This is a genomic window from uncultured Winogradskyella sp. (assembly GCF_947496485.1).
Taxonomy (GTDB): domain Bacteria; phylum Bacteroidota; class Bacteroidia; order Flavobacteriales; family Flavobacteriaceae; genus Winogradskyella.
The window spans coordinates 131150-144195 of sequence record NZ_CANMCZ010000005.1 but is presented as its reverse complement, the minus strand read 5'-3'; the positions used below and the strand labels follow the sequence as shown (position 1 = coordinate 144195).

General features: G+C 33.2%; 12 protein-coding genes. 3 read left to right on the top strand and 9 right to left on the bottom strand.

The genetic code is table 11. The features are described 5' to 3' along the window. Nucleotides 1-200: 200 nt before the first annotated feature. The 3 genes from gldA (at nucleotide 201) to Q0822_RS14880 (ending at nucleotide 4554) form a co-directional block, all read left to right on the top strand. Nucleotides 201-1097 carry a gliding motility-associated ABC transporter ATP-binding subunit GldA gene (gldA, locus tag Q0822_RS14890; protein ID WP_299125053.1) on the top strand — a complete coding sequence of 299 codons (897 nt, stop codon included), beginning with the start codon at nucleotides 201-203 and terminating at the stop codon, nucleotides 1095-1097. A gap of 172 nt (nucleotides 1098-1269) precedes the next feature. Continuing rightward, nucleotides 1270-3360 (top strand): phosphate acetyltransferase, encoded by a 2091-nt coding sequence (gene pta / locus Q0822_RS14885; protein WP_299125051.1) that lies wholly within the window; start codon nucleotides 1270-1272, stop codon nucleotides 3358-3360. A 3-nt stretch (nucleotides 3361-3363) separates the two neighbouring features. Next, nucleotides 3364-4554, top strand: coding sequence for an acetate kinase (locus Q0822_RS14880; RefSeq protein WP_299125049.1), 1191 nt, complete (start codon nucleotides 3364-3366; stop codon nucleotides 4552-4554). On the opposite strand, the gene Q0822_RS14875 is transcribed toward Q0822_RS14880, so the two are convergent. From Q0822_RS14875 to Q0822_RS14835, 9 genes are all read right to left on the bottom strand, one after another. Next, on the bottom strand, nucleotides 4540-5283 hold the full coding sequence (locus Q0822_RS14875; protein ID WP_299125047.1) for a head GIN domain-containing protein: 744 nt from the start codon (nucleotides 5281-5283) through the stop codon (nucleotides 4540-4542). The genes Q0822_RS14880 and Q0822_RS14875 overlap by 15 nt on opposite strands. Then, a complete protein-coding gene (locus Q0822_RS14870) occupies nucleotides 5280-6374 on the bottom strand; it encodes an acyloxyacyl hydrolase (protein WP_299125045.1) in 1095 nt (364 codons plus the stop codon). Before Q0822_RS14870 ends, Q0822_RS14875 begins: the two co-directional genes overlap by 4 nt. Before the next feature lie 58 nt (nucleotides 6375-6432). Next, entirely contained in the window at nucleotides 6433-7317 is an 885-nt protein-coding gene (gene cysM, locus Q0822_RS14865) for a cysteine synthase CysM (RefSeq protein ID WP_299125043.1), read from the bottom strand. Nucleotides 7318-7321: 4 nt separating this feature from the next. Then, nucleotides 7322-8059 carry a serine O-acetyltransferase EpsC gene (epsC, locus tag Q0822_RS14860; RefSeq protein ID WP_299125040.1) on the bottom strand — a complete coding sequence of 246 codons (738 nt, stop codon included), beginning with the start codon at nucleotides 8057-8059 and terminating at the stop codon, nucleotides 7322-7324. 151 nt (nucleotides 8060-8210) lie between these two features. After that, complete coding sequence (locus Q0822_RS14855) at nucleotides 8211-8534, bottom strand: 2Fe-2S iron-sulfur cluster-binding protein (protein ID WP_299125038.1); 324 nt, start codon at nucleotides 8532-8534, stop codon at nucleotides 8211-8213. After that, on the bottom strand, nucleotides 8534-9583 hold the full coding sequence (locus Q0822_RS14850; RefSeq protein WP_299125037.1) for an NAD(P)/FAD-dependent oxidoreductase: 1050 nt from the start codon (nucleotides 9581-9583) through the stop codon (nucleotides 8534-8536). Before Q0822_RS14850 ends, Q0822_RS14855 begins: the two co-directional genes overlap by 1 nt. 4 nt (nucleotides 9584-9587) lie before the next feature. Next, complete coding sequence (locus Q0822_RS14845; protein WP_299125035.1) at nucleotides 9588-10166, bottom strand: bifunctional precorrin-2 dehydrogenase/sirohydrochlorin ferrochelatase; 579 nt, start codon at nucleotides 10164-10166, stop codon at nucleotides 9588-9590. A 2-nt stretch (nucleotides 10167-10168) separates the two neighbouring features. Continuing rightward, nucleotides 10169-10948, bottom strand: a complete 780-nt coding sequence (gene cobA / locus Q0822_RS14840) for a uroporphyrinogen-III C-methyltransferase (RefSeq protein WP_299125033.1) — start codon at nucleotides 10946-10948, stop codon at nucleotides 10169-10171. Nucleotides 10949-10952: 4 nt separating this feature from the next. Continuing rightward, nucleotides 10953-13046 (bottom strand): HEPN domain-containing protein, encoded by a 2094-nt coding sequence (locus tag Q0822_RS14835; RefSeq protein ID WP_299125031.1) that lies wholly within the window; start codon nucleotides 13044-13046, stop codon nucleotides 10953-10955.

Genomic DNA, 13046 nt, shown 5'->3' with positions numbered 1-13046 from the left:
TCATTGTTATTAATATGTGGCTAATGTAATTATAATTTTTACAAATCAAAATGTGAACATCGCTTTTTTTATTGATATCTATGAAGTTTTAGAGAATTAGCAATAATTATGATACAAAATTCTGATTATTATAGAGATTGATTAAAAAATTGTCAATTGTTTTTAGGCAAACTAGTATTTTTGAATAAATTTATTTCTTTATGTCTATTGAAGTCCAGAACATTACGAAACTATATAAAGACCAGAAAGCACTTAACGATGTTTCTTTTAAAGTAAATGATGCAGAAATTGTTGGATTTCTTGGCCCAAATGGTGCTGGAAAATCGACTATGATGAAAATCCTTACTACATACATTGAAGCTTCTGAGGGTTCTGCAAACGTAAATGGCTTTAATGTAACTTCTGATAAAAAAAGTGTGCAAAGTAGTGTTGGCTACTTACCAGAACACAATCCGCTTTATACAGATTTGTACGTTAAGGAATATTTAAATTTTAATGCGAATGTCTATAGCACTTCTAAATCTAGAATTGCAGAGGTTATTGAATTAACTGGCTTAACACCAGAAGCACATAAAAAAATAAGTCAATTATCTAAAGGCTACAGACAACGTGTTGGTTTAGCAAATGCGTTATTACATAATCCTGAAGTATTGATTTTAGACGAACCTACAACAGGTCTCGACCCAAACCAATTGGTAGATATTAGGAATCTCATTAAAAATATAGGCAAAGAAAAAACAGTTTTTCTATCTACTCACATTATGCAAGAAGTAGAAGCTATGTGCGATCGTGTTATTATTATTAATAAAGGTGAAATCGTTGCTGACAAATATTTAAAGGACCTGAGAGAAGGGCAAGAACAAATAGTTGTTGTAGAATTTGATTACCGAGTTGAAGACACTTTTTTATTAAAACTACCAAAAGTAACTTCAGTAAAAAATACGCACGATTTTATCTATGAAATTACATTCTCTACAAAAGAAGATATGAGATCTCATGTATTTGATTTTGCACATGATAATGAATTAAAAATTCTTCAATTAAATCAGAAAAATGCGAGTTTAGAGAGTTTGTTTAGAGACCTAACAAGTAAATAGCACAAGTAATTGGTTAACCAGTTTTGTTATTTCGCTTAAACCATGACAAATATCACCTTTAAAAAAGCATAGCTATATTAAATTTACACCATATTTTAGTAAATCAAATGACGGTAGATATACTATCTAATAATAAGCAATAGCATATCTTTATAACAAAATTACAGGTAAAATGAGCAAAGGAATTTATGTAGCTACCATGGAACCAAACAGTGGTAAATCTGTTGTGGTTTTAGGGCTGATGCGCATGCTTTTAGGTAAAACAGCAAAGGTTGGTTATTTCAGACCAATTATAGAAGATGATAAAAATGGTGATTTAGATAACCATATCAATACTGTTCTATCTTATTTTGAATTAGACATAAATTATAAAAAAACATTTGCTTTTACCAGAAGCGAGGTACTGGATTTATACAACAACGGTAAGGCTGGAAAAGTAATAGATGAGATCATAAAGAAATACAAGTATTTAGAAGATCGCTTTGATATTATCCTTGTAGAAGGTACAGACTTTTCTAATGAAAACACCAATTTAGAATTAGATATTAATATCCTTATTTCCAAAAACCTTGGCCTTCCTGTAATTATAGTGGCCAACGGCTATAAAAAACCACTTGATATTATTGTAGATAATACTCAATTAGCTTACAATACTTTTAAAGAAGAAGTTAAAGTGCTCTCAATAATTGTCAATAAAAATAATCCCGATGACGTCAAAACATTAAAAGCACTTTTAATAGGACGTATTAAAGAAAATACCAACGTAGCTGTTATACCAACAATAAAGAGTTTATCGTCTCCTACCATTAAGGAAATTTCTAAAGCATTAGATGGAACAATTCTTTTTGGAGAAGACATGCTAAATAACGAATCTGAGCACTTTGGTGTTGGCGCTATGCAATTACGAAATTATTTAACTCACCTCAAAGATAATACCTTGGTAATAACACCAGGTGATCGAGCAGACATTATATTGGGTGCGCTACAAGCTAATATTTCAAAAAACTACCCGAAAATCTCAGGCATAGTACTTACAGGTGGATTAATACCAGAAAAATCAATATTAAAACTTATTGAAGGGCTCTCTAGCATAGCACCAATAATTAGTGTTAAAGAAGGTACTTTTGGTGTAGCAAACGCTATTGGTAAAATTAAATCTAAAATTTATGCCGAAAACACTGAAAAAATAGAAACTTCTATAGCGACATTCGAAAAATTTGTAGATACTGACAAACTATCTAATGACTTAATCACCTTTGAGTCTGAAGGGTTTACACCAAGAATGTTTCAATATAATTTATTGCAAAAAGCTTTGAAAGACAAGAAACATATTGTACTCCCAGAAGGTTATGATGAGCGTATTCTAAGAGCTTCAGCAAGATTAATTGATGCCCATGTCGTGGATTTAACTTTAATCGGAGATGAAGACAAAATATTAGAAAGGATTAAAAAGTTTGATATTCCATTAGACACCTCGAAGGTTAACATTGTATCACCACAAAAATCTGAGCATTTTGAAGATTATGTAGACACATTCTATGAATTACGAAAGCATAAAAATGTAAATTTAGATATGGCAAAGGATATGATGTCCGATGTCTCTTACTTTGCTACAATGATGATTTATAAAGGTCATGCAGATGGTATGGTCTCTGGAGCTATTCATACTACAGCACATACATTGCGTCCTGCATTACAATTTATAAAAACAAAACCCGGAGTAAAAATAGTGTCCTCTGTATTTTTTATGTGCTTAGACGATAGAATATCCATATTTGGAGATTGTGCTATAAATCCTAATCCTAATGCTGAAGAATTAGCAGAAATAGCGATATCGTCTGCCAAAACCGCTCAAGATTTCGGTATAGAACCTAAAGTAGCAATGTTATCCTATTCATCTGGTGCCTCAGGAAAAGGCGAAGATGTAGATAGAGTAAGGGAAGCTACCGAAATAGTAATGAAAAAGGCTCCACATATTAAAATTGAAGGTCCTATACAATACGATGCTGCCGTAGATATGCGCATCGGAAAAAGTAAATTGCCAAATTCTGAAGTTGCAGGACAAGCAAGTGTTCTGATCTTCCCAGACTTAAACACAGGCAATAACACTTATAAAGCTGTACAAAGAGAAACTGGTGCTTTAGCAATTGGTCCAATGCTACAAGGATTGAATAAACCTGTAAATGATTTGAGTAGAGGCTGTACCACAGATGATATCTATAGCACAGTAATCATAACTGCGATACAAGCCCAAGATTTTTAGACCATGCAACAAATATTAGTCCTTAATACGGGAAGTTCTTCTTTAAAATTTCAATTATTCTTAATGCCTAATGAAACTGTTTTGTGTTCTGGTTTAATCGAACGCTTAGGTTCTGATGATGCTAAATTTATATTCAAAACAGAAGAGACTTCAATTGAAGTGATTACTCCTATCGCTAATCATAACGATGGGTTACAATTATTAGTAAAACAATTATTAAATAAAAAGACTGGAATCTTAAAATCTGCTGAAGAAATTGATATTGTTGGTCACAGAGTAGTGCATGGTGGAAATTACTTTAACGATACAACCGAAATAACCCCAGATGTTAAAGCTAAAATAAAAGTATTATCATCTTTAGCTCCATTGCATAATCCTGCTAATTTAGAAGGAATTAAAGTTGCAGAATCTATTTTTAAAAATGCAAAACAAGTTGCTGTTTTTGATACAGCTTTTCATCAAACTATACCAGAATATGCCTATAAATATGCTATACCAAAAGAATACTCAGATGAGCACGATATACGTCTCTATGGTTTTCATGGTACAAGCCATAAATATGTAAGTGAAAAAACCATTGAGTTTTTAGGTAAAAAAGAGTCTAAAATAATTACAATTCACTTAGGCAATGGTTGTAGTATGTCTGCTATAAAAAACGGCAAAAGTATTGATCATTCTTTAGGATTTTCTCCGATTACAGGATTAATAATGGGAACGCGCTCAGGTGATATTGATCCAACTATAATTTTCCATTTAGCTGAAAAATTTAAATTAAGCTTAAGAGAGATAAACACCATATTACAAAAGAAAAGTGGAATGCTTGGATTAACTGGTTATAGTGATTTAAGAGATATACAAGCCAAAGCGAATGCAGGAGATAAAGCATGCCAATTAGCCCTTACTATGAATACGTATCGTATTAAAAAATATATAGGAAGCTATGCTGCTATTTTAAATGGTTTAGACGCTATTGTTTTTACAGCAGGTATTGGTGAAAACTCAAACTATATGAGAGAATCTGTTTGTAAAGATTTAGACTTTTTAGGAATAAAATTAGACACAGAAAAAAACAACAAAAGCCTGAAAACGATTAGAGCCATTAACAGCAAAGATTCTAAAGTAAAAATATTGGTAATACCAACTAATGAAGAATTAGAAATTGCGAAACAAGCTTTTAACCTACTCAAAAATTAATTGACCAATATAAATCTGCTCAACATCTACAAGTGGTGGCTGATTAACTGAAATTAAATTCCCTGTTCCTCTTAGTTCTCCTGACAAAGATTGTTGTGGATTCACAACCATATCATTACTACCGCGATGATAGATATTTACATTCTGAGCCACTAAGTTTTCACCTTCAAAACGACCAGAACCTGCATAGAAACCGATAAATAAATTAGTAACTGTTCCCTCTAAATAAAAAAATGAAATATTATTTGACGCTATGTTTATATTTTCACAAGCAACAGTTAATCTAAAATCACCTACTGTAAACTCAACATCTTCGTTAAAATCTTCAGAGATCAAATCTAAGCTTTCAAAACTCAAAATTCCATCAGATGATACTTCATATTGAGATGATGTCTTTATTTCTGTAAGATTTGGAGTATCAACATATATTTTAGTGATTCCATAGTCTCTAACATAATTACAAGTGTTGTTATCAGTTAATATTAATCTATCACCAATAACCTCAACTTTAACGTCATTAATCAAATTTTCTCCGGTTTCAATAGTGACCTTGTAGTTAGGCGCCTCTTTAATTATTAGCTCTATATCTCTATTAACAAAAATGCGTTCGAAACTCGAAACATCCATTTCTTGTTGAATAATCTCACCTGAGGTTTGAAAACAATCGTTTGCGTCTTCGCTATTACAAGCAAAAAGTAGTACTACGAATATGTAAACTAGTTTTTTCATAATCTTACTCCAATTCCAAATTCAACAGCTTCTGCTTTAGCTCCATGTGATTTTAAGGTCATAGCACCAAAAAATGTGTTCCCAAAATACCGTTTTAAGCCAATTCTAATATAAGTTTTGCCTTCAAAATCAAAAGGATAATAAACATAATAGCCTAACTGTGTTTCAATAGACATTTTATTAATAAATAACTCATGGCCTACAAATAATCCAACACGCTTATAATCTTCATTTCCACTTACATTTTCTTCAGGAAATGAGACGGACTGATAATAAATCAATTCTTTTAAAAAGTTTGAGAAAAAGATTTCTGCTCCAAATTGTACAGCACTTATATGACTTAATCGTTTATCAGCATAAGTTGAAAGAATATAAAATGGAAATTGACCACTTCCAATGACATCACTTTGGTTAATCCCTGTTCTAAATGCAAAATTATATTTTATAGGTTCAGTAAATTTTTCATCATTCAAATTATCAATAAACTCAGGGTTTTCATTATCGAGATTATAAGTCAATCCTGCATTCAAAGCAATCGTATTTACACTTGTATTTGGTGCTTTTACATTGGCATTAGAATAATGAATTAAAGATAAACCAACCTGTAAACCAAAACGATTAAATAGTTGCTCCTTTTTATAATTCAACATTAGATAAGTTGAACTTAACAAATGAGAACCAAAAGCCACATTCTTTGGGTTTTCAATTTTATCGTAAGGGTTCGTGTTGTATGCTAAACCTTGAGCAATTCTCAGCATTAGGTTACGCTTAAAAAAGTAAAAATTATAATGTGCGTACAAACCATAATTATTACCAAGCACATCATTTTTTAAATTTTGATATACAAAAGACGCGCCGTAATCTGGATAATTAAAACGTTGTTCCCAAGGGTCGTTTCCAAACGTTTTTTTATTCCAACTAAAAATTAAACCTTCTGGATGACCAGTAATAAGATGAAGAATATCGTTATTGTGAAGTGCAATATTCCCAGAGAAATAATTCAGGTCCAAATAAGTGTTGGATAGTTGCTCTTCTTGCGAAAAAGACAACAATCCAATTAAGGAAACTAAAAAAGTAAGCCAGTACTTCATTGATAGATGGTTACTCGCAAAAGTAAAATAATAAAGTGTATTTGCTTTACAATATAACTTATAAAACATCATATAATGAAGAGGATAAATAGCGGTCACCTCTGTCACAAACTATAGCAACAACTACACCTTTATCAATAGTTTCTATGAGTTTTAGAGCAGTTGAAACAGAACCACCACTGCTCATACCTGCAAAAACGCCTTCCTCTTTTGCTAATCGTCGCGTCATCTGAGTGGCTTCTAATTCGCTCACTTCTATAATTTGATCTACTTTGGAACGATTAAAAATGCCTGGCACATAATCTGGTGACCATTTTCTAATTCCAGGAATTCGTGAACCATCCTCAGGTTGAGCTCCTATAATTTGAATCTTTTGATTCTTTTCTTTTAAAAATGACGATGTTCCCATTATAGTGCCCGTTGTTCCCATTGCAGAGACAAAATGTGTAATCTTACCATCTGTATCTCTCCATATCTCTGGACCTGTCGTTTTGTAATGCGCTTTCCAATTATCATTATTTTCAAACTGGTTTAATAACGTATAGTCGTCTTCATCTCTCATTTTAAATGCTAAATCTCTTGAACCTTCAATACCAGAATCTGCAGAGGTTAAAATAACTTCAGCTCCATATGCTCGCATTGTTTTTACACGCTCTTCTGTAGAATTTTCAGGCATTACCAATGTCATATTTAAACCAAATAACTGAGCTACATATGCTAAAGCGATTCCTGTATTACCGCTTGTTGCTTCTACCAAACAATCCCCTTTTTTTATATCTCCTCGCTTAACGGCTTCAGAAATCATATTATAAGCAGGTCTGTCCTTAACACTTCCACCAGGATTGTTTCCTTCTAGTTTTAGAAAAAGTTGCACGTGAGGTTTGTTTACTAAATTCACAACCTCTACAAGAGGTGTATTCCCTATTTGGTTTAATATGCTCATGCCTTTACAAGTTGGATATTTTAATATCAGATTTATAAGTTACAATAGAATTTTTTGGAATGGATTGTGTAATCCAAACATTAGCACCTATTATACTATTCTCACCGATAATAACGTCGCCACCAAGAATAGTTGCATTAGCATAGATGGTTACATTATCTAAAATCGTTGGATGCCTTTTTACATCTTTCAATACTTTTTCCACCTTAATTCCTCCTAGTGTTACACCTTGATATATAATAACATTATTACCAATAATTGATGTCTCACCAATAACAACTCCTGTAGCATGATCTATAAAAAAGGATTCTCCTATTTTTGCTCCAGGATGTATATCTGTGCCAGTCACGCTATGTGCATATTCACTTATCATTCTTGGTAAAACAGGAATATTGAGCTTCCATAAAATGTGACTTAATCGATACATCGTAATTGCATAAAATCCTGGATAAGCCAGGTACACTTCTTTAATACTCTTGGCAGCAGGATCATTGTCATAAGCTGCCTTAGCATCTAAATATAAAAGCGATCTTAAGGTTTTTATCTCGGTTTTAAATGCTTTCCATTTGGTATTACATAGTCCGCACTCTAAACCTTCAGAAACTTTGAAAAAAGAACCTTTTATTACTTCCAATTGCTTTATTTGATTCTCAGGAGACTCCAAAACGCAATAAAATAATTGTTGTGCTAAGACTTCGACTTGTTCTTTAAATCTAAGAGGTATCTGTAATGCTGCTTCCATAGTTATATTGTCGTTAATAAACTAGCAAACTTTCCTTCATTAAATCACCTCATCCGTATGATGGTATGCTCAACACTTATATTAAGAAATACTAGTTTTCCATTATAGAAATGGTTGTAGACAAAAATATAATAATTAAGAAATATTAATCCTAAGGAGCTAATTCTATTTCCAGCTCGTGTAATATTTCAGTAATTGGAATTTGACAACTTAATCTGCTATTAGATTTAACATTAAAGGCTTCGGCTAACATGGCATCTTCTTCATCTTCCATAGTATTTAATTCATGTTCAGAATTTACATAGCATTGACATGAGGCACACATTGCCATACCACCACAGACTCCTATTGTACCTTCTGGTGCTAACTCATAAGAACGTACAACCTCCATTAAGTTCATTGCCATGTCAGTTGGTGCTAAAACAGTGTGTTTTTCGCCTTCTCGGTCTGTGATATGTATGATAACATCTTGCATTATACAATAGCTTTTACAACTGCTTTTGGTGATTCTTTACGTGTACCATCAAAGCCATTTATACCGCTAACAGTGGTGTATTTTAAAACAAACTTCTTGCCAGGATTTAATCGCTTATATGCAGACTGACACATTAATGTAGCCTCATGAAAACCACAAAGAATTAATTTTAATTTTCCTTCGTACGTATTTACATCTCCAATAGCATATATACCTGGAATATTGGTTTGGTAGTCTAGCGTATCTACTTTTATGGCATTCTTTTCTATCTCAAGTCCCCAATCTCCGATTGGTCCTAATTTTGGCGATAATCCAAAGAGTGGAATAAAGGCATCTGTCTCAATCACTTGAGTTTCTCCGTCTTTAGTAACCGAAACACCTTCAATTTTATGCTCTCCATGTAAGGCAATAATTTCCGCTGGTGTAATTAAATTAATTTTATTGAGTAGTTTCAGTTCTTGAACTTGTTCTACAGAATCTAAAGCACCTCTAAACTCATTTCGTCTATGCACTAAGGTTACTTCTGATGCCACATCAGCGAGAAAAATACTCCAATCTAATGCAGAATCTCCTCCACCAGCAATTACTACCTTTTTATCGCGATAGACTTCAGGATCTTTAATAAAATAGGCAACGCCTTTATCTTCGTAATTTTCAATGTTTTCTAATTTAGGTTTTCTTGGTTCAAAACTTCCTAAACCACCAGCAATAGCTATAATTGGCGCATGGTGCTGTGTGCCTTTATTTGTAGTTACAACAAAGCTTCCATCATCTTGTTTATCTATAGTTTCTGCGCGTTCTCCTAAAGTAAATCCTGGTTGAAACTGCTTACCTTGTTCTAATAAATTCGATGTTAAATCTCCAGCTAATATTTCAGGAAAACCAGGAATATCGTATATCGGTTTTTTAGGATACAACTCCGAACATTGACCTCCGGGTTGAGGCAATGCGTCTATTAAATGACACTTTAATTTTAGCAATCCAGCTTCAAAAACAGTAAATAACCCTGTTGGTCCTGCTCCTATAATAAGTATATCTGTCTTAATCATCGTTTTATATTTTTTCCACTAAACCTTTAGTGAATTCATTTAATTTTTCGACTTTTTGTTCAAAGTCTCCTTTTATTGTTTTTCTATAAATATTTAGATTCTTTACCAAATCATCTATGTTTTCTGGGATCACATCTTCAAAATATTGTCGCAAACGCTTGGCCGTTGTTGGCGATTTTCCATTAGTAGAAATGGCGACTTTTACATTGCCTTTTGTGACGATACCTCCCATATAAAAATCGCAATATGGCGGATTATCTGCCACATTTACCAATTTGCTTTGCGCTCTACAATCGTCGTATATTTTTATATTAACTTCTGGTTGATCTGTTGTTGCAATGACTATATGATGGTCTTTTAAATAGTCAATTTTATAGACATCTTCAATGCGTTTTACATTTCCAGTATTTGCAATTTTAATGGTACCTTCTCTAAACATAGGCGATACCATAGTCACATTTGCATCTGGACTCGATTTTAAAAGAAAGGTCAATTTTTCTTCAGCAACATAACCACCTCCTAAGATTAAAATATCAAGGTTTTTTGCTTTTAGAAAGATTGGATATAGATTATTTCTTTCCATAATTAAGCGATTTCTTTTCTTGAATTTAACAATGCTAAATCTGCTTTTGTATAGATATCAGTTAAATCTACACGCTGATTAACAACTTCTCCAATAATGATAATGGCTGGATTAGACAATTCTTTTTTCTCAACGATTTCTTCAATGGTATTTATTGTTCCGACACCTACTTTTTCGTTTATTCTAGTGCCATTTTGAATGACAGCTACAGCAGTTTCCGATTTTCCTTCGTTTTCAAAAATTTGAACAATTTCTGACAGCTTGCTCATTCCCATTAAAATCACAACTGTTGCTGTAGATTTTGCAGCTAAGGCAATATCTCTAGATATTTTATGCGATTTTGTTGTTCCAGTTATGACCCAAAAACTCTCTGAAGCATTACGCTTGGTTAATGGTATACCTTGATATGCTGGTACAGCAGCAGCAGATGAGATTCCAGGAACAACTGCCACCTCAATGGCATAATCTTTAGCATACTCAAGTTCTTCTGCTCCACGACCAAAAATAAACGGGTCACCTCCTTTTAGTCTTACCACATGACCACATCTTAAGGCACGCTCAACAATTAAATCATTAATCTGACTTTGCTGATAGGCATAACAACCTTTTCGTTTACCAACAAAAATCTTTTCTGCTTTACGTGAGGCATATTGCAATAATTCTTCATTTACGAGAGCATCAAATAAAATCACATCCGCAGATTTTATGGCCTTAATCGCCTTTAATGTAATTAAATCTGCATCTCCTGGGCCTGCTCCGACTACTGTTAATCTTGGTGTCATAATTCTAACTTTTTACCACTACTTGTTCTTCTCTAAAAGCCTTAACACTTCCTAAAAATTGCTCTGCTGCTTTTATATAATTAATTGCAAAATCTTCTGTTGGTGGAAAAACTTTTATCTGATAAATAATATCAGAAAAAGAGGTTCCTAAATCAATTCTTTTAGTGTCTACAAAAAGTTCATCAAATTGTTTGATGATGCCTGCTTGGGTATTTGTTTTTATGTTTTCTGAAAGTAAAATAGCCTTGGCAGAATTTACCATAGAACGATAAGCTTCATAAATGGCTCCTGAATACACTTTATTTTGAAATGCGTCTTTAGCTTCATAAATCTTTTCGTCACTTTCTAAGAACAGCGTTGCGATTAAATCAATTACCACTCCAGCGCATTCTCCAATTCCTATCGCTTTTACGTATTGTTCTTCGGTTCCCCAATCAATAAAATCTTCTTGAGTGAGGTTGTCTATATTTGATAAATCTGTAAGTAATTGGTAGAAATACTTTTCGCCTTTTTCTTTGTAGTAGTCTACAAATAATTTTCCGTTTGCATTCGCTTCGTAATCATTTAACACTCTACGTAAGGCTTCCGGACCTCGTCGACTAGGTATTTTAACCACCTTATCTGCAAAATAGGCGTTTCCGTTTCCTAAATTTCCTCCACCTAAAAGCACTTGTAATGCTGGTGCAATCAATTTATCTTTAGTGCGTATGGACATGCCTTGAAAACCAATATTTGCCATATTATGTTGTCCACAAGCATTCATACAGCCGCTAATTTTTATAACTAAATCTTCATTTTTTAAATATTGAGGATACTCGGCTTTAATGACGCGTTCTAATTCTTCTGCAATACCAGTACTACTCGAAATTCCTAAATTACATGTATCTGTTCCTGGACAAGCTGTGATATCGACAGCTTTGTTATAACCCGCTTCAACAAAACCTAATTTTTCTAATTCAGTGTAGAAAAATGGTAACAAATCTTCCTTAACAAAAGGGATTAAAATATTTTGACGCAGACTCAATCGAATTTCTCCTGCTGCATATTGCTCAACTAAATCAGCTAACAAACGTGCCTTATCTGTATAGAAATCACCGAGCAGAACTTTAATTCCGATAGCGAAATAACCCTCTTGTTTTTGGGGAATTACATTTGTTGATTTCCACAGATCATAAGCTTCAGTATCTTTGACTTTTACTTTTGGTGCTTCAATAGAAACAGGTTTTGAAGCCGTATAATTAGTTTCGTCAATTATTACGGTTTTGTGTTCTATGGCATTTTGTTCGTCTTCAACTAAATCTTTAAAAGCTTCTAAACCGATATCTTTTATTAAGAATTTTAATCTTGCTTTGGCTCTGCTTTTTCGCTCTCCATAACGATCAAAAACTCTTAAAACCCCTTCCATTAAAGGGATTATTTTATCAGATGGTAAGAAATCGTAAAACACATCTGCATGTCTAGATTGCGACCCTAAGCCACCACCTAACATTACTTTAAAGCCTTTTATTCCGTTTTCAATCTTTGCAATAAAACCTAAATCATGCATATAAGACAAACCCGTATCTTCGTCAGAGGCTGAAAAAGAGACTTTAAATTTCCTACCCATTTCTTGACAAATGGCATTCCTCAAAAAGTATTTGAACAATGCATCTGCGTAGGGTGAAACATCGAAAGGTTCGTTAATATCAATTCCAGCAGTTTCACTGGCAGTAACGTTTCGTACTGTGTTTCCACATGCTTCTCTAAGTGTCACATTATCGCGCTCTAATTCTGCCCAAAGCTCTGGTGTTCTATTTAAATCCACATAATGAATCTGAATATCTTGACGCGTAGTAATATGCAATCGACTTCTTGAATATTCATCTGAAACCTCAGCAATTCGACGTAATTGATGACTCAATACTTTACCATAAGGCAGCTTAATACGTATCATCTGAACACCCTCTTGACGTTGTCCATAAACACCTCTGGCCAATCGCAGACTTCGAAATTTTTCTCCGTCTATTTTTCCATTATGAAAAAGCTCAATTTTGTCTGCTAATTCCAAAATATCATTTTCGACTACAGGATTTTCTAATTCTGTTCTAAAACTTTGCAT